Raw genomic sequence first — 26989 nt, 5'->3', positions numbered from 1 at the left:
ACTGCAACCACATACGGCATGCACAACCGCCGTATGTGGTTGCAGTCCATCCGCATTCGCGGTTGGTCTGGTCTGCATGACAATTACCAATTATCAAAGCCGGGTGTACGTTTCTCGGTGAATGCGGACATGCCTTCCTTCCACTCGTCGCCGCCTACAAGCATGGCGATGGCTTCCAGGCCATAGCGGCGCGCAGTACGCAAGTCTGCATCTTCGCTGACATAAATGGCGCGCTTGGATTGAGCAATGGCGCGCGGGCCCAGTTTGCGCAGCTCCAGTGCAATGTTCAAGGCGGTATCCAACAGTTCGGATGCGGGGACGACTTCAGAGCATAGCCCGTATCGGTCGGCAGTAGCGGCGTCAAGGTGAGTAGCTCGAAGTATCCAGTCCAGCGCGCGGCTGCGGCCGACGTGACGAATGAGTTTTTGTACACCACCGGCTGCGGCGACCGCGCCCAGCTTGGTTTCCGGAAGGCCGATTTTTGCATGCTCTGCCAGTACCCGGATGTCGCAGGATAGGGCCAGCTCGCACCCACCGCCCATGGCGTAGCCATTGATTGCTGCAATAGTAGGGAAGTGCAGTTCTTCAAGGCGGTCGAACAACACTGCAATGTCCGTCAGGTAGCGATCCCTGGCGTCGAACGAGTTGACAAATGTTGCCTCGGGGCCGGCAAAGTAACGTAGATGAGCTCCGCAGCAGAAGGCGCGATCCTGTCCCGTAACGATCATGGCGCGCGTGCCTTCAACGTCTATCAGGTCCAGTGCCCGGTTGAATTCCCGTATGAACTCCAGTGACAGCGTGTTCATCTGCTTGGGTCGCGTCAAGGTTATCAGCGCAACGGCGCGCTCTATCCAGCTAAGGCTGACCGCCACGCCTTCAAATGTGGGGCCTTCAAAAGTTTGAGTCATCGGGAAAATCTCCAGGAGGTTCGGTGAGGTAGTGCACACGGTGCTATACGGGTCGGTTAATGAGCTGTCTGACCCGTCGGTTAGTCAATTGACTGGATGGAATGGTGAGTATAGAATGCCTTTCATGGAGACACAACCGGTCCGCTGGACACTCGAGTACTGGAACCAACAGCTCTATGTTGGTTGGGTGGGCGCGCGCATGGTTGCTTTAGAGAAGGGCCTTAGTCGGATCGAGCTTGACGTCGGGGTGCATCATCGCGGCGGGGCAGGGACGCCTGCAGTAAACGGCGCAATGCTCGCTTACCTGCACGACATCGTCCAGGGCGCTGCAGTGGGTTCCTTGGTCCATGCGGATAGGGCGATTGCGACCTTGAACCTGAATATTTCTTATCTGTCGCTTGCCGCAGTTGGCCACGTGCTTCGTGGCGAGGGGCGAGTAATCCGTTATGGAAGCGCAGTTGCTTTCGCGGAAAGCGAGTTCCGTAGTGAAAGCGGTGAAGTGTGTTGCAAGGCTACCGGAACGTTCCGCATATTGCGGGCACGGCCGGAACCATGCTTGGGCAATTAAAGCCGAGGACATGAAATGGATGTTTTTGTAATAGGAATGGGGCTTCTGCCTGCACAGCAAGCGATAGATGGCTTGCGGTTGGAGGAGATGGCCTACCAGACTGCCCGGGCGGCGCTGGATCATGCTGGTGTGAAGCGAGAGCAAATCGATCACGTCACCTTGGCAGCCAGCGACGAGATCGATGCGCGGGGCATCAGCAGCATGCTGCTTGCGGCTCCTTCGGGCGCCTATCTGAAAGATGAAATGCGCGTGACCGACTCGGCCATGACGGGCTTGCAACTGGGCGCCATGCGTGCCGCCTCGGGCGAGCTGCATCTTGGCTTGGTGGTCAGCACCGTACAGGTCTCGGCCAGCCCACTGCAGGACATTGCCCGCATGCGCGCAGAGCCCTTTTTCTTGCGCCCTATAGGGATGAACCTGGCGATCGCTGACGGTTTGCTTGCTGGCGCACTGATGCAGCGTGACGGTCTGACAGAGCAAGCGGTTGCCGCCCAAGTGCATAAGCGGCTGGCGGCTGCGCAGGAGAACTCGCGCGCTGTAAAGCGTGCCATCAAGACGCAATCGGAAATCGCCGACTCTGCCTATGTTGCCCATCCGTTGCGAGCCGACCACTGCGCTCCGTTGACCGATGGCGCCGTCGCCATGGTGCTGGCGTCGGGCGAGTGGGTGCGTGCCCATCCAGAGTGTCGGCCCCTAGCCCGGATAGCCGGAATCAGTTCGACCGTGGATCGGTATCAGCTTGATGCCAGCCGCCTGACACTGGAAGCCTTTGAAAAGGCGATGCTTGAAGCTGTGAAGCGGGCGGGTCTGGAATCGCCACAGGCCCTGGATGTCGTGGAGCTTGAGGCGCAGACAGGATGGGCGGATCTGGCCATGACCGAGGCGGTGGGCCGGGTGAGCCAGGCCGCGGTCAGTCCATCTGGCGGCGCGTGGGCGCAGAACCCTTATTTTTGTACCAGCATGATCAACGCCGCGGAGGCCGTACTGCAGGTATGCGGATCGGCGGGAACCCAGCAGGTCGCTGGCGCCAAGTACGCAATGGCGCACGGTATCTCTGGCTTTGCGCAGCAGGCGCATAACTTTATGGTGTTTGAAGGAGTGCAATCATGAGGGCGCAAAACGTTGCCATCATAGGTGTCGGCGAAACGCCATTCAAAGCGCGATTCGACGAAAAGACGTATCCGGAGCTGGCTCAGGATGCCGTTGCACTGGCATTGCAGGATTCGGGACTGGAGCCCGATCAGATCGATGCGGTGGTGTTTTCCATGGCGCCCACGACCTTCATGGGCGTCGGCGATGCGGACAAGTGGTCGGTTGACTATGTCTGGGCGCGAGGCAAGCCCTTCATGCGCGTGCATACTGGCGGTGCAACGGGTGGTTCCGCCCTGCAGGCGGCGTATTCGCATGTGGCTTCAGGGCAATATGAAACCGTGCTGGTAGTCGGTGCTGATCGCCTGACGGAAACGCCGGACGCGCAGTTTATTCTGAATTTGATCTGGGACCCGTTCTACGAGCAGGATTTTGCCCTCAATACGGTAACCATGACGGCGCTGGCGACCCAGCGTTATATGCATAAGTACGGGACGACCGAAGAGCAATACGCCAATGTGGTCGTCAGGGCGCGGCGCAATGCAATGAACAACCCGTCCGCGCACCTGAAAGGACTGATCGATATTGATGCCGTGATGGCATCCAAGCGCATCTCCTGGCCTTATAAGTTGTTTGATATTTGCCCGCGTTCCGCAGGTGCAGCGGCGCTGGTGGTTACCAGCGAAAGGTTCGCTCGCGAACATTGCACCAAGCCTGCATTCATTACGGGCACCTCGGGTGTGTCCAATACGGTATTCATGGGCGACAGGATGGTGCCCACTGCAGATACCGATTTTGCGGACTTTTCCGAACTGAGTCGCGCCGCTGCCGAGTGTTATCGGCAGGCGGGGATTACCGACGTGGCTACGCAGGTCCAAGCGGTTGAAATATACGACCCCTTCAGCTCTTTCCAGTTTCCGCAACTGGAGTCGCTGGGCTTTTGTCCCCGTGGCACCGCGCAGCATTTAAGCGATGAAGGTGCCTTCGACATGGATGGCAAAGTTGCCGTCAATCCGTCGGGCGGAACGCTCTGCACCAACCCGATTGGTGTTACCGGTCTCGTACGTGCGGCAGACGCCGCAAAGCAGATCATGGGTAAGGCGGGCGACATGCAGGTGGCCAATGTCAACAATGTCATCGCAACCGCCATAGGCGGGTCGACCCAATTTTTCACTGTCACGATGTTAAGCGACGAGCCCCGCGCAATCGTCGCTGCATGAACCGAGAATCAAGCATATGAGCAAGAAAGAAATGACTCCAGCCAACCACATGGTTAACAGCGAGTGGCATGTTCGCTACCAGTATCCGCTTGGTGAAGTGGGTGCGCGGTTTTTTGATGGCTTGAAAGAAAAGAAGATCCTCGCCACGCGTTGCACCAGCTCGGGCATCAGCTATTTGCCCCCCAGAGCGTATTGCGAACGTAGCTTCGAGGTTTGCGATGCATGGGTGGAAGCCGGACAAAGCGGCGTGATTGAAGCGGCAACCATCGTTACGGCAGCGTTCGACAACTTGCCCCCGCCGCCTTATGCGATCGCCTTTGTAAGGCTGGACGGCGTCGATACCGCCATGGTCAATTTCGTGCGCGACATTGATCTAAGCGACATTCAATCGGCCGCGCAGCGCCTGAAGCCGGGCACGCGCGTCAAGGTCGTCTTCAACGATACGCCCGAAGGGAAAATCACCGACTTTCATTATGTGTTGGAGTAAGGGGCGATGAGCATTATCAAGTCCCGTGTAGATGCACGGACGGACGCCTTTGCGCGCAACGCACAGCATAATGAAGCACTTCTTGCCAAGCTTCGGTCCCGTCACACCACGGTGTTGCAAGGCGGCGGGCCCAAATTGGTCGAGCGCCATCATGCGCGCAACAAGATGCTGGCCCGGGAACGTATCGATCTGCTGCTTGACCCGCAATCCAGCTTTCTGGAGCTTTCGCCGTTAGCCGCATGGGGCATGTACGGCAATGCCGTGCCCTCTGCCGGCATTGTGACGGGAATCGGCTTGATCGCCGGTACGCCGTGCATGGTGATTGCCAATGATGCAACGGTGAAAGGTGGGTCGTTCTTCGCCGAAACGGTAAAAAAGCACGTCCGGGCGCAAGACATCGCCGAACAGCACAAGCTGCCGGTGATTTATCTGGTGGACTGCGGTGGTGCCTATTTGCCAGAGCAAGACAAGGTGTTTCCCGACAAAGACCATTTTGGCAATACGTTTTACCGTCAATGTCAGATGTCTGCTGCCGGCATTCCGCAGATAGCGGCGGTGTTTGGCGGCTGCACGGCCGGGGGCGCTTACATACCTGCCTTGTCCGACGAAACCGTTATGGTCCGCGGACAAGCTCGCATCCATTTGGGCGGCCCCCAGATCGTGAAGGCTGCAATCAATGAGATTGTGGATGGCGAAACCCTGGGCGGCGCCGAGATGCATGTAAGAACTTCCGGTGTTGCGGACTACCTGGCCGAGAATGAGGCGCAAGCCTTGGCCAGGGTGCGCGACATCGTGTCCAAGCTTAACCGCGACAGGCCCATGCACGGGGCAATCAAAGCGCCGCAAGCGCCGCGTTACGACATTAACGAGTTAAGCGGTATCTTGCCGCCTAACTTGAAAGAGCCCTACGACGTGCGCGAAGTGATCGCCCGTATGGTGGACGATTCAGACTTCCAGGAGTTCAAGCCCGAGTTTGGCGCCACCCTGGTGTGCGGAACCGCACACTGGTGTGGTTATCCGGTAGGCATACTGGCCAACAATGGCGTGTTGTTCTCTGATGCGGCCGTCAAGGGCGCGCATTTTATTGAGCTATGCAATCAGCGCAACATACCGCTATTGTTCCTGCAGAATATCACTGGGTTTATGGTGGGCACAGAAGCAGAACGCGGCGGTATTGCCCGGCACAGCGCGAAGCTGGTGTATGCCATGGCAACTGCCCGGGTGCCGCGCTTGACGGTGATCATCGGTGGCTCATTCGGTGCCGGAAACTACGGCATGTGCGGTCGTGGGTTTGACCCCCGCTTCCTGTTCGCCTGGCCGAACTCGCAGATAGCGACCATGAGCGCCGACATCGCCACCACGGTATTGACTGACCTGCGACGCAGCAGCCTTAAATCGCCTGCCTCGGATGAGGAGATCGCCGAGATCGAGCGGGCCACTCGCGAGCAGTTCACCGAGCAAAGCGATCCCTTCTACGCCACGGCCCGCTTGTGGGACGACGGCATCATTGAACCGACAGAAACACGTGAAGTTATTGGTATGTGCCTGGCGCTTGCTGCGGCCGAGGCACCGACCTTGGGCGCGTCACCTGTGTACCGCATGTAAGGGGCGAGCAAGATGTTTGAATCTGTACTAATAGCCAATCGCGGAGAAATCGCCTGTCGTGTAATCCGCACTTGCCGACGTCTCGGTATCCGTTCCATCGCGGTCTATTCAACTGCCGATGCCAGTGCCCGTCACGTGCGCGAAGCAGATGAAGCCGTATGCATAGGCGATCCGGAGGTAGGTAAAAGTTACCTCAACGCCGACGCCATTATCAAAGCGGCGATGCAGACCGGAGCCCAGGCGATCCACCCTGGCTATGGCTTCCTCTCGGAAAGCACCAGCCTGGTGGATGCCTGCAAAGCACACGGCATCACCTGGGTAGGCCCACGCGCCGATGTCATACGTTCCATGGGCTCCAAGATAGAGTCCAAGCGCATCGCGACTGCGGCAGGCGTGCCTTGCGTTCCTGGCTATCACGGCGACAATCAAGATCCCGACTTCCTGTACGAGCAGGCCAAGGCTATCGGCGTGCCATTGCTGATCAAGGCCAGTGCAGGAGGCGGCGGCAAGGGTATGCGCCGCGTCGACAAGCTTGACGATTTCCTGGCACAGTTGGAACTGGCCAAGCACGAGGCAGAACGCGCCTTTGGCGACGCTACGGTATTGATCGAGAAACTGGTGTTGCGGCCACGTCACCTCGAAGTGCAACTGGCCGGCGACCATCATGGCAACCTGGTGCACGTTTTTGAGCGCGAGTGCTCGATCCAACGAAATTACCAGAAGGTCATCGAAGAGGCGCCTGCGCCGCGTCTATCGGCCGCCGTGCGGCAGAAGCTCTTCGACGCCGCGTTGAGCCTTGGCAAGGAGATTCGTTATGACTCTCTCGGTACGGTCGAGTTTGTGCTGGGAGAGGAATCTGAGGAGCCTTATTTCCTCGAAATGAATACGCGCTTGCAGGTCGAGCACCCGGTTACAGAAACGATCACCGGGCTTGACCTTGTGGAATGGCAACTACGCATCGCTTTCGGAGAAACACTGCCTCTGGCGCAAGAGCAAATACAGTACAGTGGGTGGGCAATTGAAGCTCGTATCAATTGCGAAGACCCTGGCAATGGCTACCGGCCCTTATTGGGCGAAGTCAGCCGCTATGCCGAGTCATCGACCGCCGGCGTGCGCGTGGATAGCGGAATCGGCAAAGGGTCCATGGTGACCCCGTACTACGATTCCATGGTTGCGAAAATCATCGGGCATGGCGCCACGCGATCTCAGGCTACAGAGCGTTTGATTCAGGGCCTGCGCAGTTTCGATGCGGAGGGCATAGGAACAAACCAGGCGTTTCTGATTTCGGTGGTCGAGCATAGTCTGTTCTCTGCAGGACGCCTGACTACAGGCTATCTGGCCGAGGCCTTCCCACAAGGATGGCATGCAGATCCCGGTGCCGTACTGGGAGCCCAGATCGTGGCTGCCTTCGCGGCCTTGAAGCTCCCGGTAGCTTGTAGTGATCAAGCACGCGACTATTGGCAACAGCGGCAAGGGTACCGATTTATGTCGGCAGCCGGCAGACGCGCCATAACCGGGGCCAGGCTTATTGCCGATGGTGCCGAGATCGTGCTGGCTTTCGAGCGCCTCGAGAACGGCTGGAAGGCCCAGGTCGACGGAGAAGAAAAACGATTTCGCATCGAGCTCCTGTCCGAAGGGTTCTTCCGCTACACCCCGATACACGGGACGCCACGCGATTACCGCGTGAGTTTAGAGGGCGATACAACCGTCGTCAGTTCGGTGGGTATGCAATGGCGCATGCAGGCGCTGTCAGAGCTTCAGGCGCTGGCTCGTGCGGACGCTGCGGCGGGTGCGGACGAGAGGGAAGTCAAGGCAGAGATGCCGGGCAGTGTCACTGCTGTCAATGTTGCCCCTGGCGATGAAGTCCTCGCCGGCGATGTCCTGGTCGTTATGGAAGCGATGAAATTGATCTTCTCATTAGTGGCTCCCCGCGATGGCAAAGTGGAAGCGACGCTCTGCACGATAGGCGAGGTGGTTGCCAGTGGCCAAGTGCTGGTGCAACTGGAAGAAACCGAAACGCAAGCACTGGCTTGCGACCTGAATTAGGAGGCAGCATGCGAGGCTTATACTTTGAGGAGTTCAGCGTAGGTATGCTTTTCAAGCATACGCTGACGCGCACGGTTACCGAGTGGGACAACGTCCAGTTCTCCACCATGACCATGAATCCGCAACCCCTGCATATCGATGCACACTATTCGGCTAAGACCGAGTTTGGCCGTCCCTTGGTGAACAGCCTCTTTACGCTGGGCTTGATGATAGGAATCTCGGTTGCGGACACCACGTTGCGCACGACGATCGCCAATTTGGGGATGCGCGAAGTTGCCTTCCCCGCCCCGGTTTTCCAAGGCGATACGCTGTCTGTGACGACGGAAGTATTGTCCACGCGGGTCAGTGCATCGCGGCCCGAGGCGGGCATTGTCGAGTTTCTGCATCGGGCCTACAACCAGGACGGCATAGAAGTTGCCCGCTGCACCCGTTCCGCGTTTATGCACAAAGAGCCAGCTTGATGATGCCGCGTTCCTGGTTATTCGTGCCGGGTGATAGCACTCGCAAGATCGAAGCCGCATTAAAGGGCAATGCCGACGCGCTGATATTCGACTGGGAGGATGCCGTCAGCCCTGCTAACAAAGGCCTGGGCCGCTCGACGACCAAGGCGTCTTTGGCAGCGGCGAGTTGCGACATCGAGCGCATATGGATACGTGTCAATGGACTAGATACGCGCTGGTTTGCTGACGACTTATCCGCTTTGCCTGCAGACCGTATTGCCGGTGTTGTGATTCCCAAGTGCTGCGGTCCCTCAGATCTAACCAGGCTCGATCGAGAATTAGCGCGATGCGAAGCTGCGTCGGGCATTGCCGCCGGCACCATGAAAGTGGTGGCCATCGCCACAGAAACGGCGGCGTCGGTTCTGGCATTGTCCGAGTTTCGCCGACCCGTCCCCAGGCTAAGCGGCATTCTTTGGGGCGGAGAAGATCTGGCCGGCGACCTGGGCGTAATGGCGAATCGCGACGCTAGCGGGCGATATCGTGCTGCTTTTCAGCATGCGCGCACCATGGTTCTGTATGCAGCGGCTGCAACGCAAAGCCTGGCCATCGATGCGGTCAATGTGGATTTCCGGAACTTACAGAGCCTTGAGGACGAGTGCGCGGAGGCACGTACGGACGGTTTCGTCTCCAAGGCGGCAATCCATCCCGCCCAGGTCGAGGTTATTAACGCGGCTTTTTCCGCAACGGCGGAAGAGCTTGCATGGGCGAGGCGCGTCGTCCAGGCATTGCCTGATGGCGGCGTAGCCGTCGTGGATGGCAAGATGGTGGATGCACCGCATTTACGGATTGCCAGGCGGATACTGGCTCGTTAAGTCAGGCGGGTTCTCCGAAGCGGCACAGAGCCGCCCCTTCGATGCATTATCGGCTTACGCTGATGCCTGCCTTCTCCCGATCCCAAAGCTCCGCACGTCGTAATTCGGCGTCTTTCTTGAGCTTGTACTTTTCCAGCTTCGAGCTGGCGGTCTTGGGGAGCTCTTCGATGAACTCCACAAACCTGGGCACCATGAAATAGCTCATATGCTCTACGGCGAAGTGCACGACTTCCGCATGGCTAAGTGTTTCGCCCGGCTTCAACACGACATAGACCATCACGTCGTCTTCACTCAGTTCGGAGCTGACCGGCACAGCAGCGACTTCCAGGATCGATGGGTGGCGCGACAGAATTAACTCAACCTCGTAAGCTGAAATGTTTTCGCCGCGCCGCCTGATGGCCTCTTTCTTTCGGTCAACAAAAAAGAGGTAGCCATCGGCATCGAGATAGCCGCGGTCGCCGGTGCGGAACCAGCCGTCAACGAATTCCTTATCGGTTTCTGCCGGCATCTTGTAATAGCCCAGCATCATGGAGCCAGACTCAAGGGCACGCATCCATATTTCACCGACTTCGCCAGCCGGCAAATCGTTTTGCTCGTCGTCGACAATGCGCAGTGCGCAGTCGCTGCCAGGCCGCCCCGCAGAGCCTGCTTTCTCGGCGGGATCATCCGGCCGGAAACGGGTCATGGCGAAGTTTTCGGTCATGGCGTAGACCGACGTTAGCGTAATGCCGTAGCGCTCTTGCATTTCGCCGTAGATTTCTTTGGGGACGGGGACGGTCATGCATAGCCGCAGCTTGTGGTCTCTATCTTGCGGTCCGGGGGGAAGCTTCCAGATGATGTTGGTCATCGCGCCCAGGGTATTGAACTGGGTGGCTTCGCTGCTGCGGATTTCGTCCCAGAAGCGGCTTGCTGAGAACCGCGGTGAAAGCGCAATGGCGGCATCGGCCCATAGCGCTGCATAGCAGGTGTACCAGATTGCGTTGCCATGAAAAAGCGGCAAGCAGGTATACAGGACGTCATCCTGCGTATAGCCATAATCGATAGCCAGTGCGCGCCCAACGGCATGGCCTTGCGAATGAGGGCACAGCACGCCTTTTGACGGCCCTGTGGTGCCCGACGTGTACATGATGAGGTGTACGTCGTCGTGTTTCACTTTATCGACGGGCGGGGCTGATTCGTCGGCGACAGGCAGGTCTTCCAGCTTGTGTATCGGTACGGCACAGTTGTCCAGCCCACAGGCATCCACTGGCTTGTCGCCGCGATAGAAAATCTGCTTAACTTTCGGAATGTTGTCGGCGATGGCGTTGATCCGATCGGCCCACTCATCGTCGACAATCAGCACCGACGCATCCGAGTGATCGATGAAGTAGCGCAGCATCTCGCCTTTGGCGGCTGTGTTCAGCGGGACTGCCACAGCGCCGATCTTTCCCAGGCCCCAGACGGTCCAGAAAAATTCCGGGCAATTGGGCAGCATGACGGCAACGTGGTCGCCGAAACCGATGCTTCGTGCTGTGTATCCGTTGGCGTATCGGTTCGTCAGGCGCTCCAGTTGGGCGTATGTGTAGTCAGTTCCTTGAAACCGCAGGAACGTCCGATCAGGTATGCGGTTTGCCTTTTCTGCGAGTATGCGGCCTATTGTGCGCTGCTCTAGTGGATAGTCGTGAATTGCCGACTTTTCCATAGCCTTATTCTCCCAAGTATGCATCGGTCAGGTCTTTGTTGGCGGCGAGCTCTTGTGCCGTGCCCTGGAGGACGATCTGCCCATGCTTTAAAACATAAATATAGTCGGCGTTTTTCATCACCAGGTTGGCATTTTGCTCGACCAACATGACGGTAATGCCACGTTCGCGCAGCGCCTTGAGATGTTCGAATACTTGTTGCGTGATCACGGGGGCGAGCCCCAAGCTGATCTCGTCCGCCAGCAACAGGGTGGGCCTGGCCATAAGGGCACGGGCCAGGGCCAGCATTTGCTGTTCGCCTCCGCTAAGCATCGAGCCGTCTTGTCGCTCACGGCGCGCCAGCGAGGGGAACATTTCCAGCATGCTGGCATAGTCGGCGTGAACCTCTGAACGGCTGCGACGCGTGTAGGCCCCAACGATGAGATTCTCGCGCACGGTGAGGTCTGGAAATATGCCTCGGCCTTCAGGGACGTGTGCAATACCCAGGCGGACGATGTCGTCGGCCTTACGTTGCGTGATATTGCTGCCGTTAAGCGAGATGGTTCCGCCCGTTGGGTCTACTATGCCGCTGATGGTTCTTAGCAAGGTGGTCTTGCCCGCGCCATTTGCGCCCAGTATTCCAACCAGCTGCCCTTGGCCGATGCGCAGGGATACGCCCGTCAGCGCCTGGATAGCCCCGTACTTAACTGTTAGATCCGATATCTCAAGCATTTTCTGGTACCTCTCCCAGGTAGGCTAGAAGGACCTGAGGGTCGTTGAGCACTTCCTCGGGCGTTCCTGTTGCAATGACGCGTCCAGTGTCCAGCACGACGACATGATCGCAAAGTTTGCGGACCAGGCCCATATTGTGTTCGACCAATAGCACCGTCATTTTCTGGTGTTCACGAAGTTCCAGAACCAGGTTTCCGAGTTGTTCGGTTTCCGCGTCGTTAAGGCCGGCTATGGGCTCATCCAGAAGTAGGTAGCTGGCTTCCAGCAGCATGACGCGTCCCAGTTCTAGAAGCTTGCGGTGTCCATAAGGCAGGCTGCCGGTTTCCATGTCCAGGTAATCAGCCAACCCTATGCGTTTGGCCACGGCCTGAACCGCGGCGCGCGCCTCTTCTTCAGCTTGGCGTACTGCAGGCAGGTTTAGCATCTCCGATATCACCGAGTACCCAAACTTGCGGTGCCTGGCGATCATCAGGTTGTCCAGGACCGTCATGCCGGCGACGACTTGAGGGTGCTGGAACACCCGGCCCAATCCTAGCTTGGCGATCTGGTCCGGCCTTAGATTGCGCAGCTCCTGGTCTCCCAGTGCTACGCGCCCCGATGTGGGCCGCAACAAGCCCGACACGACATTAAGCAACGTGCTTTTACCAGCGCCGTTAGGACCAATCAGGCCAACGATGCTTCCGGGCGCGACGTCCATTGTTACGTCCTGCACGGCATGGATGCCGCCAAAGCTGACGCTTACATCGACGACGTGTAGTGAAGAACCCGCACTCATGTTGCCACCTTCTTTTGACGCGCCTTGAACAGGCTTGTAAGACCGCCGGGCAGCAGTATGACGACCAACATCAGCGACAGCCCAAATATCAGGCCAGGCGCATCCTTGAAACCGCGGACAGCCTCCGGCATCAGTACATAGAAGGCCGCACCGAGAATCGCGCCGCGCACGCTGCCCATCCCGCCAATCACTATCATCGCGAGGAACATGATGGACATGTTGACATTGAAGCTTTCCGGATTAATGTAGCGCACCAGGTTTGCGTATAGGCCACCGGCCACCGCGGTGTAGAAGGCGCTGACTGCGAAGGCGATCACTTTATATCGCGCAACATCGATACCCAAACATCCTGCAGCCAGCTCGCTTTCGCTAAGCATCGTGAGGGCCCTGCCGGTCCGGCCATTGACGATCCGGTACGCCGCTACCGTGGCGACTGCCAGGACAGCTGCTATCACCCAGGTCATCCTGCTGCCGTCGGCCAGCGAAATGCCGAAGAAAAAAGGTATGGGCACTTCCAGACCAGCGCCGCCGCCGGTTACCTCGCGCCATTCAAAGATCATCTTCTGAGCGACGATGCCGAAACCCAAGGTCGCGATGGCCAGGTAAAGGTTCTTCAAGCGCAGCGCGGGCAAGGCGATAAGCGCGCCGATGAATGTCGTGAGGATGCTGGCTATCGGTATGGCCAGCCAGAAAGGGACGCCAAATTTCGAAGACAGCAGCGCTGCCGCGTAGGCGCCGATGGCAAAGAAGCCCGCGTGTCCCAAGCTGATTTGTCCCGATGATCCTGTCAGGACATTCAGTCCGATCGCAACAAGGGCAAAGATGCCGACCAGATTGAGTAAATAGACGAAATAGCCGCCGCCAAAGACTGTGATCCCTGCAATGAATGCAACGGTGATTACAGCGAAGCCCAAACGTTGGGGAGTGAATCTGGATGTCTGGGTCACGTTTATACCTTGGTTGATTTGACTTTGCCAAAGATTCCCTGGGGCGCAATGATAAGAACGCTAATGATCAGGATGAAAGACAGGGCCTCGCCAAAGCTTCCCGATACATATGCGCCCATGAGGTTTTCTATGACCCCCAGCATCAGTCCTCCGATAAAGACCCCCATCAGGCTAGACAGGCCGCCTAGCACTGCGCCTGCAAAGCCTTTGATCAGAAGGGTGCCCATAATGTTGACGTCCAGGAACAGGATGGGAGCAACCAGCAGGCCGGCAATGGCCCCTGCCACTGAGCCCATGCCCCACGCCAGCGCGAAGCTGCGGCTGATGGGGATGCCCATCAGCTTGGCGACGGTTTGATTTTGGCTGGCTGCGCGCAAGGCTATACCGGCCCGCGTATGTCGCAAGATGAGGGTGAAGCAAATGATCATGGCCACCGATACAACGATCGTCAGTGCCGTGTCGGGCGATACGTTCACGCCAAACATTTTCAGCATAGGCAAATCAGACACCGGGCTGGGCATGATGTGGGTCTGATTACCCCAGATCATGCCTGCAACGCTGTGCAATGCCATATTGAGGCCCAGTGTCGCGATAACAGCATTCATCACGGGCTTGCCCAATAGCGGGCGTATGACGGCCTGTTGGACGACGACGCCCTGAGCCGCGGCAAAGGCGATGGTCAGGGGCAATACGAACCACCAACTCATGCCGTAAGTCGTAAGCAGGCTATAGGCCACGAAGGTCGAGAACATCGCCATTTCGCCTTGGGCGAAGTTCGGGATATCTGTGGCTTGCAATACCAGAACGATCGCGATGCCTATCAGTGCATAGAGGCTACCGGAAGCCAGCCCGCCAAGAATCAGTTCTGCAATCATGGTGTATCTCCGGCTTTATGGCGCAGTAGCTGGCGGAGACGATCACGGCGGGCGCCGCTGTTAAGCGCTTCAAGGTACCGCAGGCCGTCTGGGTCGACCAGTTCGTTAAGTAAAGCAAGCTCGTCCTTTGAGGGAGGCGGGTTGGTCTGCAGGCTGGCTGCCCAATCCAGTGCGAAACCCGTGTTGCTTTCGATCTCCTCGCGCGTGACGTCGGGATGCATATGGGTGACTTGAAGTCTTCCACTCGGGCCGCTGGCCATGATGCATAGGTTGGACAGTACGACGACGTGTTCGGGCCGGCCCGCCTTGTCGCCGGGGTGGCCGGCGCCGCTACAAAAGTCGAGCTTTTCAACAAACACCTGTTTTGTATGGCGGGGCGTGTAGTAGTAGAAGCGCTTGGCTGCTGTTGAAGCGTCGGGGATGCCCGCTGCGCCGGGCAGACGCACCACTGGACGCGCGTAGTCGCCGATGCAGACATTGTTCGACGCGCCCATGGGATCGATCTGCGCCGGACGCATGAACTCCGTCCAGCGGGGGGAGCCGCCCAGGAAGATGGTCGGCATGAGCATCAGGTTGATCTGGACATAGTCCAGCCATACAGAAGCGTTCGGTATCGTCGCGAACTCGTCATGGCCGAGAGTCAAGGTGCGCGTGCCTGGCATCAGCGTATTGCCGTTTGGACACAAACTGGTGCACTGGGGCGCATGTGTGTGCTTGGCGAGCATATAAGCAGCGGTCGGCAGGAATGTTCCGATTCCTTCGGCCAGGAAGTCGCCGTCTTGAATCAGGCGAGCCATGGCGATCACCATTTGGTCGATCTGCTGGGCATGCCGCGGGCTGAAGTTAGTTTCGGTCCAGGCCATTATTGATACGCCTCCGTCGCCACTGTTAACCACTGTTGCCAGGCTTCCGGGCTTTTGCATGAGTCGGCGTAGTCGAGAATTCCAGATAAGTCGAGTTTGTTTGTGGGGAAACAAGAGGTTGGCAAACTGCCATCCTTTGCGGGCACAACATGACTTACAAACATCCCCGGGATTTGTATTCCGCCCCTCATTGCCATGAGTTCCTCCGTATCGACTATTTGCTCAGCCGTGACGATAGTAAGTTTGGCGACGGTCGGAAGGTAAGGGTCCAGCGCTAACTGGCCTTGCATATTGCAGTTCCCGGCACTGTCCGCGGCCGTAACATGGATGATCGCCACATCAAGAGCCAGTGATGGAACGGCGATCAAGTCTTCAGCGGTGATCGGGCACTTGAACCGCTTGAGATCCGGCCGTACCTGCAGCATGTCGGTGCGCGCAAGCGATCCGAGCATAGGAAGAAACGGCACCCTCATCGAGGCCGCCTGAAGCGCATAGCTGAGGGTGTACTCCGTTTCTTCGACCAGGGTTATCGAACCGTTATGCGCTGCCTGGGTGTAATGGGGCGCGAAGCCGACAATTTCCAGGCCGGTGTAACAGCTACGCAGCGTGCTTACGCAACCCGCCCCGATCAAGAGGTCGGTTTCGATGCCGCCGGTAAAGGTGACGACCTCCAGATCCCGTTTTGGCCGCGCTGCCAACGCCAAGGCGGCTGCGACGGGGCGTCTATAGAGCGTCATTCCGCCCAGTGCAACACGGTCACCGTCCTGTACCAGGGCGATAGCCGTCTGCATATCGGTTCGCTTATCCATTTTTAGTCAGCCTTGACCCAGTCCGTGACGATTACCCATTTGCCATCCTTGGCTTCCATGAAGGCAACGGATTGGCTTCCGGCATGCTGCTCCGGCGTAAAGGTGATCGGGCCCATCAAGCCTGTGTTCAGGTTGTTGATCTTGTTCAGTTGCTCGACGATCTTGTCGGACGTAACCTCGCCCTCGATATTCTTGAGTGCTTCGGCAAAGACCCGACCGGCGTTATAACCGTGCATGCTGTACGTGGTCGGTGTGGTCCGGGACATGTACTGTTTCTGATGAGCGAGAAACTCGGCTACCTCGGGCTTTTGAGAGTCCAGCGGCTCCATCACAGCAACCGCAATCGCGCCTTCAACCAGGTTCTTGCCGGCCAGCGCAAAGGTCTGGGGATCGCCCAATGCGCTATGGCCACTGAATTGCGGCGCCCAGCCCATCTTTTTTGCTTCCTTCATGATCAGCGCGGCGTCGCGGGGAATGCCCAGGAAGACGACATCTTCGGCACCCGACTGTTTTGCTTGAGCCACCACGCCACTGAAATTGGTGGTGCCTCTGTCAAAAGGCAGTTTGGTCAGAGGGACATTGCTTTGCTGCAGCCTGGCTTCCAGCCCCGCCACTGCATCCTGGCCGAAATCGTCGTTCTGATAGATAGTGGCGATTTTTTTATGCTTTAGCTCGTCCACAAGGTACTTGCCCAGCACATTGGCCTGCACCCTGACTTCAGGCAGGGTCGTGAATACATGTGACTTCGTGGGAGTGGTAAGCGTGTGACTGAACGCATAAGGCGCCAGAATGGGTAGCTTGCGCTCTTGCGCATAACTGATCATTGCGGCAACGTTGGGCGTACCGACTGGTGTAACCATGGCAACGACGTTGTTCTGCTCAGCCAGTTTCTTCACGGCCGCAAGGGTGCGCATGGGCTCGTAGCCGTCGTCCTCAGCAATCAGTTCCAGCTTGTGGCCGTTTACGCCACCCTGATCATTGATGTACTTAACGTAAGTTTCCAGCCCGTCGCGCACACCCTGTCCGAGCAGTGATAGCGATCCGGAAAGTGGCCCCGTGAAGCCGATTTTTACCGTGTCGGCCGCAAACGACGCGGGCGTGCCCAACGCAAGGGTGCAGGTAAGGGCAGCAAGTACTGCTTTCGTGGGCGAAAGTCCAAAATGTTTCATGTCTACTCCTGGTTTTTGTGGCCTAGCGAAGGTGTTATTAAGGCGGAGTCTACGCGCAGACAGACCATTCCGTCAACACACTAACCGGTCAGTAACTTCACTAACCGGAACAATTTGAGACACACTTTGTGACTATAATGGTCGTCGAGTTGGACGCTCTGCGCAGTTCTAGCGCACGAGAGAAACTGGAGACCCGTTCATGGCAACATGGAAAAACGCTGTTCCCGAAGCTAGCGCGCAATTTGATCGCAAGCGCGAGGTATTGATACGCGAGGCCGCAGCTTCGTTCAACCGCCGTGGATACTACGGGACATCCCTTACGGAAATAGCCAAAAAACTAGGAGTCACGAAAGCAGCGCTGTACACCTACGTACCCAGTAAGGAAGAGCTCCTTTACTACTGCCACGACTCGGCCATGGACACTGCCGTCGAGATCGTGGAGGCGGCACAGCAAGGAGGCGGGACCGGGCTGCAAAAGTTAACCCGTGCCCTGCGCAGCTACCTGGAGATGATGCTGGGCGAAGACGGCAGCTATGTGGTCTTGCTCGAAGAGCATGCAATGAAACCCGCGCACATGAAGGCAATCATTAAACGGCGGGATCAGTTCGAGGCGGCGCTACGAAGCTTTGTGACAGACGGGATTGCCGACGGCAGTATCGTGCCATGCAACCCTAAGTTGGCCATTTTTATGGTTACCGGCGCATTGAACTGGAGCCGTAAGTGGTACCGGCCCGATGGAAACTGGTCGGGGCCACAGATTGCCTATGCCTTAACGCAGATGCTGGAAAGGTCGCTGTCCAGTTCGCCTTCCGATCAAATGTTGGACGATCCAGGGCTGTTCGATCCGGATATGGACGAGGAAACCTTGATGGCTGCTGTGGTCGAGCCCAGAACAGCGGAAGGACGGCGCAGACCAGCGTAAGTTGGTCTACACCTTCCAATAAAGCCCTGCCCCGGCTCGGCTTGCAGTGTCTGGCCGCTCTCCGATTCCGTAATACATATCCTCTTCCCGCCCGGGCGCAATGCCGCCCCACGCTTCGCTGCCGTCAGGGGCAATTGCTACGTTTTCCTCGGATACTTGGCATATTATGTAGCAAATTCGAAGCTATAGGCTAGGTAGTCGCTATATAATCTTCAAATCGAACATAATTGCCGCCCGAATCTGCGGGCCATCAGTATGCGGCAACAACCGCGGATTTCGACTAAGGAGACGGGTGTGCAGCCCTCAAAGCAACCATCAGACTACTCCGCCACAGAGCTCGGCCAAATGTTGGCTCGTGGCGAGATTAACGCGGTAGATCTTACCGAGCATTTTATTTCCCGCATTCAAGCGCATGGTGATTCCGCGGTTTTTATTACGACCACGTTTGAGCGCGCTCGCGAAGAGGCTGCAGCCAGCGCTGCAAGGTATCAGCGGGGTTGTCCGCTGGGCGCTTTGGACGGTGTGCCGATCGCATGGAAAGATGCCGTAGATATCAAGGGCACCCCAACGACTGCGGGTTCCGCCATCTACCGGGATGCGCCGGCGGCTGCAGAGGATGCTCCTGTGGTCGCCCGCTTGGCTGCCGCCGGCATGGTCACCCTGGGCAAGACCAACCTTAGCGAATTCGCATATTCTGCCTTGGGCCTGAATCCCCACTATGGCACCCCGCTGAATCCGCATGCCCGCGATGTGAGGCGCGCTCCTGGCGGGTCGTCGTCTGGTTCCGGCGTTGCGGTGGGAGCCAGGCTGGCGCCTGTAGCTATTGGTACAGACACGGGCGGTTCGGTTCGCGTGCCGGCTGCATTTAATGGTGTCGTCGGGTACAAGACTTCCGAAACGCGGTATGACCGCCGTGGCGTATTTCCGTTATCTCAAACGCTTGATACTGTCGGCGTGCTTGCGCACACGGTATCGGACTGCTTCTTAGTGGATCAGGCGCTGCGGGGCGGCAGAGCTGACGTGCCAGCGACGGCGAGCGGCCAGAGCTTGCAAGCGCTCACGCTGGTTGTCCCCGAGAATGTGGTTCTGGACGATTTAGAGCCCGAAGTCCACGCCAATTTTTCCGCGTCGCTTGACCGCTTGTCTGCAGCTGGGGTTAAGGTCCTACGGCGCCATGTTCCCGAACTTGATGAACTGAAAGCGCTAAGCGCGTCCCACGGTTTTCTTGCTTCCGCGGAAGCTTATTGTTGGCATCACGACCTGCTCGAGAGTTCCCGCAGCTCTGAGGTGGATCCCTTTGTCTACAAGCGCATCATGGCGGGCAAAAGTATGTCTGCCTATGATTTACTGCGTTTGCAGCAGGGCAGAGCGAAGCTAGGTGCGTCGCTTCGGGCTTCTATGGGTGAAGCAATGTTGGTGATGCCTACCGTTGCCCATGTGGCGCCTCCGTTGGCGGCTTTAGAGGACGACATGGACCACTTCGTGGCGGTCAACAGCAAGACTATCCGGAACACCATGTGGGGCAATATGCTGAACATCTGTGCCTTGGCATTACCGAATGGCTTGGGTGCTGCGGGAATGCCGACAAGCATCGTATTTGCCGCCAGCGCAGAGCGCGAAGACTTTTTGTTGGATTGTGGCCTCTCGCTTGCCAACGTAATCCAACTGTAACTTGAACATCGCTAACCAGGAGATAGAGCGCATGGCTAAAGAAATATTGTGTGGTTTCGGCGTAGACGTAGACGCCGTCGCGGGGTGGTTGGGATCGTATGGCGGAGAAGATTCCCCGGACGATATTTCCCGCGGCCTCTTTGCCGGAGAGGTCGGTGTGCCGCGCCTGGTCAAGCTGTTTGACCGCTTTGGCATTAAGACGACATGGTTTGTACCCGGGCACTCCATTGAAACTTTCCCGGATCAGATCAAGGCCGTGGTGGACGCCGGCCATGAGATCGGGATGCATGGTTATTCGCACGAGAATCCCATTGCCATGACGGCAAAGCAGGAAGAAGATGTGATGGACCGCAGTATTGAATTAATCACCCAGCTATGCGGGAAAGCGCCTACGGGCTATGTGGCGCCATGGTGGGAGTTCAGCAACATCACGAACGAGCTGTTGCTGAAAAAGGGCATCAAGTACGATCACAGCCTGATGCATCATGACTTCCAACCATACCGCGTACGCGTGGGCGACCAGTGGACGAAGATTGATTTCACCAAAGAGGCCAACGAATGGATGAAGCCTTTGGTGCGCGGCAAAGAGACGTCGCTGATCGAGATTCCAGCCAGCTGGTATTTGGATGATCTTCCGCCCATGATGTTCATAAAGAAGTCGCCCAATAGCCATGGGTTCGTTAACCCGCGGGACATCGAGCAGATGTGGCGTGATCAGTTCGACTGGGTTTACCGCGAGTACGACTATGCGATTTTCCCGATCACGATCCACCCCGATGTCTCGGGCCGTCCGCAAGTGCTGCTGATGCTCGAGAGGTTATTTGAATACATCCGAGGCCACGAGGGCGTAAAGTTTGTCACTATGGATCAAATGGCTGACGACTTCGACAGACGCTTTCCCTGGAAAGCGTGAAAGCCGTGGCCTGGTAAATAGGCAAAGGACTGCAATGTGTGGCTTGTGCGGCATATTAGGAAGCGAGGATCATTGGGCAGATCTTCTGCCTTTAGCGGATGAGACCGAGCTTTCCAGAGTGCGGCGCAACGAGCGCCAAAGGCGCGTCCGGTATCTTAATGGAGTGCTGGGCGCGTTTTCCTGTTCGGTGACAGACTGGCAAGGTAGCAAGTATCTGCTCAGTACCTTCACTGGCAAGACAGAACTTGTGGATGACCTTGGCCAGCTTTGGGCCGCAGTAGAACGATTAGCCGGACACGCTGCTGATCCTTTGTCGCCTGTGGTTCATGAGCGGATCAGCAGACTTTATGGATAACCTGAAAAACAACGATGCACGATACACGGTCAATGTGTTGACCGGCTTCTTGGGTAGTGGCAAGACAACGCTGTTGCGCCGCTTGCTCGCCAGTGAAGCGTTCTCTAATTGTGCAGTGTTGATTAACGAGCTCGGCGAAATCGGGCTGGATCACGAGCTTCTAGACCAGGTCGATCAAGAAACCATCGTATTGCGCAACGGATGCATTTGTTGTGGCATACGTTCGGACCTCGCCGGAGCGCTTCTTAGCCTTAATGAACGGCGCGACCGAGGTATATTGCCGCCATTTGACCGGGTGGTTATCGAAACCACAGGCCTTGCGGACCCGGTCCCCGTTATCAATACCGTAATAAGCGATCCCGCCTTGCACCACCACTACCGGATCGGAACGGTGGTAACTACTGTAGATGCGGTGTATGGGCTGGCGCAATTGGGTGAGCGGGCCGAATCGGTGAAACAGGCGGCGATCGCCGACCGAATAGTCATCACCAAGGCCGACTTGGTCGGCCCAGACAAGCTAGAAGCGTTGCAAATGGCGCTTACGCAAGTGAATCCCTCATGTTCAATCATCACGTCGCGCAACGACGCCTCCGAATCGGAAGTGCTGATGTCCCGGGATATCGGTGATGGTGCCCGTCGGGATGAGGCGGCGCAGTGGTTTGCAGGAAGCAGCGCGAGCGCAACGATGGGCAAGCAATCGCCGTCCTTGTTTCAGGATGGAGGCAAGCGCTTGGGGCGGGTTCATGGCAGCGGCATAGAAACGGTGTCGCTGACTATGGATGAGCCCTTGGACTGGACCGCCTTCGGTGTTTGGTTCAGCATGTTGCTGCATCGGTATGGCAGCGTCATTCTGCGCGTTAAAGGAATACTGAATCTTCGCGGCGTGAACGTTCCTACAGTCATACACGGGGTACAGCACCTTATTCATCCACCCACACATCTGGATTCGTGGCCTAGCCCCGATCGCAGGTCCCGAGTGGTGCTCATTGGCTACCTGCCTGATGCAGCAATGCTGCAGCGTTCACTCGAAATCTTCTCAAGAACTAAGTAACGCGAACGGCGTGGGCAATGCTAGGGTTTTCCCTAGCAATAGTTCACGTCCCGTGCATTATCGGTTTACTCCTGATCAATTATTCCGGAAACGAATTGCCTTACTATGTTTTGACAGTACAAAAGCCTAGGAAAGTAGCTCGTTTTTTGCGTCACATGCAATACGCGTGTTTATCGCGACGCTCGATTATTCAGGAGTAGCCAATGACTTACCCAGCCTTCAATAAATGGATCGCCTTGTGCGCAAGCGCTCTGGTTCTAACTAGCGCATCCGCCTATTCTGCCGATGACGTGCGTTGGCGTGCTAGTGGCTCTTACCCCGAGGGGCACTCCACCACCCACGGTGCGAAAGTGTTCAAGGCCGAGGCAGCCAAGTTGACCGACAACGCGCTACGCGTGGATTTATTTCCCAACAATACGCTGGGCGGCGCCCTGGAGCAGGTGGACCAGGTTCGCACCGGTCAGATCCAGTTGGCCTGGGGCTCTATCGGATTCTACGACAAGCTGGTTCCCGAGCTGGGGGCCGCAATTCTGCCGTTTGCCGCAACATCGCCCCAGCAGGCTATCTGCCAGATGGAAAGTGGCCTCGGCAAGTTTCTTGAAGACAAGATGGCAGAGAAAGGCGTGTTGGTGCTGGGATGGGCCCAAGTTGGCGCACGACATGTCACTAATAACAAGCGTCCTATAAAGTCGGTTGCCGACATGGACGGCTTGAAAATCCGTACGCTTCCCGGTGAGGCATGGCTGCTGACGTTCCGCGCGCTCGGTGCGAACCCCACGCCTATCGACATTAAGGAACTCTACCAAGCCATGCAACAGGGCGTTGTCGATGGGCAAGAGAACCCGTACGACAACATGGTGGTGCGTAAATTCCCAGAGGTACAGAAATACCTGTCGAACTCGGGTCATTTCTATGACTGGGCCGCTTACATGGTCAATAAAGCGTCGTTTGAGAAGCTGACGCCTGAGCAGCAGGAAGCCGTACGACAGGCAGCTAAAACTGCGACCGAAGAACAGCGCGCCATGTCGATGCGCGAGAACGAGGTCGCACGTGGGCAGCTTATTAAAGCCGGCATGGAATATCACGAGCTGTCGCCAGCTGATCTGGCCAAGTTCCGCGAAGCCACCCATTCGGTTTACGTGGAAATGCGCAAGAAGTTGGGTGACGAAGCGATGGACCTCGTCGAACAAGGCATTGAGAAGTGCGCTAATACCTGATGACTAGAACTGCCTTGCTTAGTCGCTACGATGCGGTCTTGGATGTCCTTGACCGTATCGCTTCCCTCATCGTGAAAGTGACGATGGCCGTTTTGACATCGGTACTGCTGCTGCAGGTCTTTTTCCGCTATGTCATGAACGATTCGCTGACTTGGGGCTGGGATGTGCCGCGCGTCTGTTTCATATGGGCGATTATGTTCTCCATTCCGCTGGGCATACGATATAACGCCCACGTCGGAATAGACCTCGTAGTGGAGCGATTCAGCGCAAGGGTCAGACGCCTTACGCTTTCATTAAATGCCGTGTTGATCATGATTCTGTCCGGAATAATCGCCTATTACTCTGTGCTTTTAATGGGCGAGACCTGGGACCAGAACATGCCCGGTATTCCGCTTAGCGTTGGCGTATTCTATGCCAGCCTGGCGCTCGGTCTCATTCATACCTGCCTGCATATTGGCCGCATATTGATCACCGGCGAACTCCGGAACGAGCACTGGAGCGAAACATGATCTCTTTGACCATGCTGGCTGTTTTTACGGTGCTGGCAGTTATAGGTATGCCGCTGGCCTTTGCTTTGGGCTGGGCAGGCCTGGCTGGGGTGGTGCTGGGCGGGTTTCCGATGGAGCAGTTGGCGGGCAAGATGGTCTATGCCCTGGACTCGTTTCCGCTGATGGCAATACCGCTGTTCATGCTGGCCGGCCAGTTGATGGTACGCGGCGGCATCATGGAAAGATTGATTGAGCTTGCCGATGCGGTGGTTGGTCGGGTTACCGGCGGCCTCGGTTTGGTCACTGTCGGCTCGGCCATGGGCTTGTCCTCCGTGTCAGGAAGCTCTGTTGCCGATGCGACCGCTTTGGGCGCCACCTTGGGTCCAAGTCTAGGTAAGTCGTATAGCAAGGCGTTTGGTGCTGCGCTGGTCGCCTCGGCATCCAATCTGGGCCCGATCATACCGCCAAGTATTGGGATGATCGTTTATGCCGTGGTGGCCGGGGATGTTTCGGTAGGCGCGCTGTTCATGGCCGGTGTCGTACCCGGTGTGTTGCTCGGCGTTGGCACTATGGTTCTGTGTTCGCTAATTGCCCGGCGGCGTGGCTACCCGATAAGTGGCCATGCATTCACTTGGGCACGGGTGGGGAAAGAACTGCGCCGGTCCTTTATTGTGTTTCTGATGCCGGTGCTGGTCGTCGGCGGCATTGTCGGAGGCGTGTTCACTGCTACAGAGGGTGCGGCGATTGCGGTGGCCTATGCCTTGGTTATCGGCTTCTTCATCACCAAAAAGCTGCGCGTGTCCGACTTGGGACCAGCACTGCTGAACGCCGGCATTATCACTGCAGTGGTGGGCGCGCTTATCGCCTTTTCGTCTCAGGTCACCTACCTTTTGACCGCCGAGATGGTCGCGCCGCAAGTGGCTGAATGGCTGACTACGTTGACCGAGAATCCATTGGTGTTCACCTTCTTGGTGATGTTGGCCTTGGTATTGATTGGTATGGTCATGGAGGCCAACGCCGCCTATCTGATGCTGGTACCTATTATCGCTCCCGTCGCTGCGACTTACGGGATTGATCCCGTGTACTTCGGCTTCCTCGTGGTAATGAACATCACCATCGGCGGTATAACCCCCCCGGTTGGCATCCTTTTGATCGTAACGTCTGGCATATGGCGCATCAAAGTAACTGACATCATCAAAGAAATTACTCCGTTCATCCTTCTTCAGTACGGTTTGCTATTTCTATTCATGTTGTTTCCAGAAATTATCCTGTTCCTGCCGCGCTTAGTGGGCTATTGATTATGCATTTACCTGCTGTCTTTTCAAATATGTTTGACTTTTCCGGCCGCCAAGTTTGTGTCACGGGAGCCGCCAGCGGTATCGGGCGCGCGACCGCTGTTCTTTTTGCCGATCTTGGAGCGCAGGTGTTTGTTGCTGACCGGGATGAGCAAGCGCTGCAAGAACTGGTAAGCGAACGTCCTTCGTCGTTCCGCGCCGTGGTATATGACCAGGCTCATACGTCGTCCATCGAGGAGCTCGCAGCAGCAATAGGCGACGTGGACGTGCTGATCAACAATGCTGGCATTTTGCTTTACGAACCTCTGCTGCAATTGAAGTTCTCTGATCTAGCCAAGGTTGTTTCCGTGAACCTGACCGGCGCGATCACGCTAAGCCGATTAGTTGGCGAGCGAATGGTGGCGCGCGGTCAAGGCACGATTATCCACACAGGGTCGCAACTGGCATACAACGGCGCCGAATTCCGCTCGGTTTATGCAGCTACCAAAGCGGGTATTTCGCAGTTTGTAAAGACAGCGGCGCTCGAGTGGGGGCCGCATGGCATAAGGGTTAACTGCGTGGCGCCGGGCCGCACGCTTACGCCTATCAATCAGCATCTGCTTCAGCAGCCCGAACAATACAGCGAGGCCATCAAGCGGATTCCGCTCGGGCGCTTCGGGCAACCCCAAGACATGGCCAATGCCTTTGCGTTCTTGGCCAGCGACGCGTCAGCATACGTGACCGGACACACTTTGGTTGTCGATGGCGGATGGATTCTGCCATGAACAAACGTTATATATAAGGAATTCATCGTGAGCATACGCTTAAAGAAAATTGATAGCTTGCACTCCCTGAAAAAGATCGGTTTCATCACGCCATCGTCCAACACGGCATTGGAGCCCTTGACCAACCTGATGCTGCACCAGATCAGTGATAGGGCTTCAGTGCATTACAGCCGCGTTGGTGTAAAGACACTGTCGTTGGATGAGAAGGATGTAAACCAATTCCAGACCGCCAAGATGGCGGAGGCGGCGCGCCTTTTGGCCGATGCCGGCGTGGATTCCATACTTTGGAATGGCACCTCGGGCGCGTGGTCCGGCAAAGGCTTCGAGGCCGACCAGGAAATCTGTAAGGACATTACCAAGCAGACTGGCTTGCCTGCCTCCACGTCGTCCCTCGCGCAACTCGAGGTGCTTGCCTATTACGGAATTGAAAAGTTTGGTTTGGCGACTCCCTACACGGAAGAGCCGCATCGGCAAATGGCGGCGACCTACGGCAGCGCTGGTTTTGAAGTTGTCAGTGGCGCGCGACTCGATATCGCCACCAACCAGCTCATAGGGGGCACCTCGTTCGAGACGATCAAGCAGCTATTACGCGATGCCGACTCACCAGAGGCGGAGTGCCTGGTGGTGGGATGCACGAATTTGGCGGCGGCGGTAGTGCTGGATGAGATGGAGCACGAGCTGGGTAAACCAATTTTTGACAGCGTAGCGGTCACATTGTGGCAAGCGCTGAGGATGGCCGAAATCAACAACCCATTGCACGGCTGGGGTAAGTTACTAAGAGATCACGAAGTGGTTGAGGCCTTGGATGCGATATTGGCCGACTTGTTGGATAAGACCCAAGCCAGCCGGACTACGATCAGACTTGATGTTCCACAACTTAATATTGGCGTGGATGATGTTTATGCCGAAGCTACCGCGCCGGGCGTGGCCAGCCTGAAGCTGGATTCGTCTTTAAATCAACGCAGCCTGGCGACAGTTCAGTGGCTGGACAAAAACAGGAAGATGCTGATCCAGGAAGACTGCATTAATACCGAGGTGCCGGCGCCTAAAGCGCTGGTTGGCGTGTACGGCGTGAAAGCGCAAGTGTTGGGGCCTCTGGTGTCGCAAGGACAGCTTTCCGGTTGGATATCAGTACATCACATCCCGGGCACGCGTCCATGGACGGAAAATGATATTGCCGCCATGCAGCATGCGATGAACGAGGCCAAAGCAGTCCTGGACAAAGCGGGCTGGGTGTAACTGATGCAAGC

General features: G+C 56.9%; 26 protein-coding genes. 17 read left to right on the top strand and 9 right to left on the bottom strand.

The genetic code is table 11. From position 1 onward, the window contains the following. Positions 1-83: 83 nt before the first annotated feature. Positions 84-908, bottom strand: coding sequence for an enoyl-CoA hydratase/isomerase family protein (locus CKA81_RS12790; RefSeq protein ID WP_128355612.1), 825 nt, complete (start codon positions 906-908; stop codon positions 84-86). Between the two features lie 124 nt (positions 909-1032). Between CKA81_RS12790 and CKA81_RS12785 the strand changes: the two genes are divergently transcribed. The 8 genes from CKA81_RS12785 to CKA81_RS12750 are packed head-to-tail and all read left to right on the top strand — an operon-like array spanning position 1033 to position 9235. Further along, on the top strand, positions 1033-1476 hold the full coding sequence (locus tag CKA81_RS12785; protein ID WP_164878396.1) for a PaaI family thioesterase: 444 nt from the start codon (positions 1033-1035) through the stop codon (positions 1474-1476). A gap of 15 nt (positions 1477-1491) precedes the next feature. After that, positions 1492-2586 carry a thiolase C-terminal domain-containing protein gene (locus CKA81_RS12780; RefSeq protein ID WP_128355610.1) on the top strand — a complete coding sequence of 365 codons (1095 nt, stop codon included), beginning with the start codon at positions 1492-1494 and terminating at the stop codon, positions 2584-2586. Continuing rightward, positions 2583-3785, top strand: a complete 1203-nt coding sequence (locus CKA81_RS12775; RefSeq protein ID WP_128355609.1) for a thiolase family protein — start codon at positions 2583-2585, stop codon at positions 3783-3785. Before CKA81_RS12780 ends, CKA81_RS12775 begins: the two co-directional genes overlap by 4 nt. A gap of 16 nt (positions 3786-3801) precedes the next feature. Continuing rightward, positions 3802-4272: a Zn-ribbon domain-containing OB-fold protein gene (locus tag CKA81_RS12770; protein WP_128355608.1), complete on the top strand. Its 471-nt coding sequence runs from the start codon at positions 3802-3804 to the stop codon at positions 4270-4272. Between the two features lie 6 nt (positions 4273-4278). Next, complete coding sequence (locus tag CKA81_RS12765; protein WP_128355607.1) at positions 4279-5877, top strand: acyl-CoA carboxylase subunit beta; 1599 nt, start codon at positions 4279-4281, stop codon at positions 5875-5877. Between the two features lie 12 nt (positions 5878-5889). Beyond that, positions 5890-7923, top strand: a complete 2034-nt coding sequence (locus tag CKA81_RS12760) for an ATP-binding protein (protein ID WP_128355606.1) — start codon at positions 5890-5892, stop codon at positions 7921-7923. Between the two features lie 44 nt (positions 7924-7967). After that, the gene (locus CKA81_RS12755) at positions 7968-8384 is read left to right on the top strand and encodes a MaoC family dehydratase (RefSeq protein WP_237183388.1); all 417 of its coding nucleotides are present in this window, start codon (positions 7968-7970) and stop codon (positions 8382-8384) included. Beyond that, positions 8384-9235 (top strand): HpcH/HpaI aldolase/citrate lyase family protein, encoded by an 852-nt coding sequence (locus CKA81_RS12750; protein WP_228255718.1) that lies wholly within the window; start codon positions 8384-8386, stop codon positions 9233-9235. Before CKA81_RS12755 ends, CKA81_RS12750 begins: the two co-directional genes overlap by 1 nt. A 46-nt stretch (positions 9236-9281) precedes the next feature. Here CKA81_RS12750 and CKA81_RS12745 read toward each other — a convergent pair whose 3' ends face one another. Genes CKA81_RS12745 through CKA81_RS12710 form a run of 8 tightly spaced genes read right to left on the bottom strand, consistent with a single transcriptional unit; the run spans position 9282 to position 17063 of the window. After that, positions 9282-10916, bottom strand: coding sequence for an AMP-binding protein (locus tag CKA81_RS12745; RefSeq protein WP_228255717.1), 1635 nt, complete (start codon positions 10914-10916; stop codon positions 9282-9284). Between the two features lie 4 nt (positions 10917-10920). After that, positions 10921-11625 (bottom strand): ABC transporter ATP-binding protein, encoded by a 705-nt coding sequence (locus tag CKA81_RS12740; protein ID WP_128355603.1) that lies wholly within the window; start codon positions 11623-11625, stop codon positions 10921-10923. Next, positions 11618-12400, bottom strand: coding sequence for an ABC transporter ATP-binding protein (locus CKA81_RS12735; RefSeq protein WP_128355602.1), 783 nt, complete (start codon positions 12398-12400; stop codon positions 11618-11620). Before CKA81_RS12735 ends, CKA81_RS12740 begins: the two co-directional genes overlap by 8 nt. Continuing rightward, positions 12397-13347 carry a branched-chain amino acid ABC transporter permease gene (locus tag CKA81_RS12730; RefSeq protein ID WP_228255716.1) on the bottom strand — a complete coding sequence of 317 codons (951 nt, stop codon included), beginning with the start codon at positions 13345-13347 and terminating at the stop codon, positions 12397-12399. Before CKA81_RS12730 ends, CKA81_RS12735 begins: the two co-directional genes overlap by 4 nt. 2 nt (positions 13348-13349) lie before the next feature. Continuing rightward, positions 13350-14222, bottom strand: coding sequence for a branched-chain amino acid ABC transporter permease (locus tag CKA81_RS12725; RefSeq protein WP_128355600.1), 873 nt, complete (start codon positions 14220-14222; stop codon positions 13350-13352). After that, a complete protein-coding gene (locus tag CKA81_RS12720) occupies positions 14219-15085 on the bottom strand; it encodes a CoA-transferase subunit beta (RefSeq protein ID WP_128355599.1) in 867 nt (288 codons plus the stop codon). Before CKA81_RS12720 ends, CKA81_RS12725 begins: the two co-directional genes overlap by 4 nt. Further along, the gene (locus CKA81_RS12715) at positions 15085-15894 is read right to left on the bottom strand and encodes a CoA transferase subunit A (protein ID WP_128355598.1); all 810 of its coding nucleotides are present in this window, start codon (positions 15892-15894) and stop codon (positions 15085-15087) included. The genes CKA81_RS12720 and CKA81_RS12715 overlap by 1 nt, the downstream gene beginning before the upstream one ends. Before the next feature lie 2 nt (positions 15895-15896). Continuing rightward, the gene (locus CKA81_RS12710; RefSeq protein ID WP_128355597.1) at positions 15897-17063 is read right to left on the bottom strand and encodes an ABC transporter substrate-binding protein; all 1167 of its coding nucleotides are present in this window, start codon (positions 17061-17063) and stop codon (positions 15897-15899) included. A gap of 199 nt (positions 17064-17262) precedes the next feature. On the opposite strand from CKA81_RS12710, the gene CKA81_RS12705 reads away from it, so the two are divergent. The 9 genes from CKA81_RS12705 to CKA81_RS12660 all read left to right on the top strand — a co-directional run bounded on the left by CKA81_RS12705 (position 17263) and on the right by CKA81_RS12660 (position 26978). After that, positions 17263-17985 carry a TetR/AcrR family transcriptional regulator gene (locus CKA81_RS12705; protein WP_128355596.1) on the top strand — a complete coding sequence of 241 codons (723 nt, stop codon included), beginning with the start codon at positions 17263-17265 and terminating at the stop codon, positions 17983-17985. 294 nt (positions 17986-18279) lie between these two features. Further along, positions 18280-19656 (top strand): amidase, encoded by a 1377-nt coding sequence (locus CKA81_RS12700; protein WP_199287543.1) that lies wholly within the window; start codon positions 18280-18282, stop codon positions 19654-19656. 31 nt (positions 19657-19687) lie between these two features. Then, positions 19688-20569 (top strand): polysaccharide deacetylase family protein, encoded by an 882-nt coding sequence (locus CKA81_RS12695; protein WP_128355594.1) that lies wholly within the window; start codon positions 19688-19690, stop codon positions 20567-20569. 347 nt (positions 20570-20916) lie between these two features. Continuing rightward, a complete protein-coding gene (locus CKA81_RS12685) occupies positions 20917-21975 on the top strand; it encodes a CobW family GTP-binding protein (RefSeq protein WP_128355593.1) in 1059 nt (352 codons plus the stop codon). A 203-nt stretch (positions 21976-22178) separates the two neighbouring features. Continuing rightward, positions 22179-23192 (top strand): TRAP transporter substrate-binding protein, encoded by a 1014-nt coding sequence (locus CKA81_RS12680; protein WP_128355592.1) that lies wholly within the window; start codon positions 22179-22181, stop codon positions 23190-23192. After that, complete coding sequence (locus CKA81_RS12675; protein ID WP_128355591.1) at positions 23192-23701, top strand: TRAP transporter small permease; 510 nt, start codon at positions 23192-23194, stop codon at positions 23699-23701. Before CKA81_RS12680 ends, CKA81_RS12675 begins: the two co-directional genes overlap by 1 nt. Then, the gene (locus tag CKA81_RS12670; RefSeq protein WP_228255715.1) at positions 23698-24978 is read left to right on the top strand and encodes a TRAP transporter large permease; all 1281 of its coding nucleotides are present in this window, start codon (positions 23698-23700) and stop codon (positions 24976-24978) included. The genes CKA81_RS12675 and CKA81_RS12670 overlap by 4 nt, the downstream gene beginning before the upstream one ends. A 2-nt stretch (positions 24979-24980) precedes the next feature. Then, positions 24981-25739: an SDR family NAD(P)-dependent oxidoreductase gene (locus tag CKA81_RS12665; RefSeq protein ID WP_228255856.1), complete on the top strand. Its 759-nt coding sequence runs from the start codon at positions 24981-24983 to the stop codon at positions 25737-25739. Between the two features lie 117 nt (positions 25740-25856). After that, entirely contained in the window at positions 25857-26978 is a 1122-nt protein-coding gene (locus CKA81_RS12660; RefSeq protein ID WP_237183387.1) for an aspartate racemase/maleate isomerase family protein, read from the top strand. Positions 26979-26989: the final 11 nt, after the last annotated feature.

The sequence above is a fragment of the Pollutimonas thiosulfatoxidans genome, from assembly GCF_004022565.1.
In the GTDB taxonomy this organism is placed as follows: domain Bacteria; phylum Pseudomonadota; class Gammaproteobacteria; order Burkholderiales; family Burkholderiaceae_B; genus Pusillimonas_D; species Pusillimonas_D thiosulfatoxidans.
The sequence above is the reverse complement of the archived record's forward strand: the minus strand, read 5'-3'. Positions and strand labels throughout refer to the sequence as shown.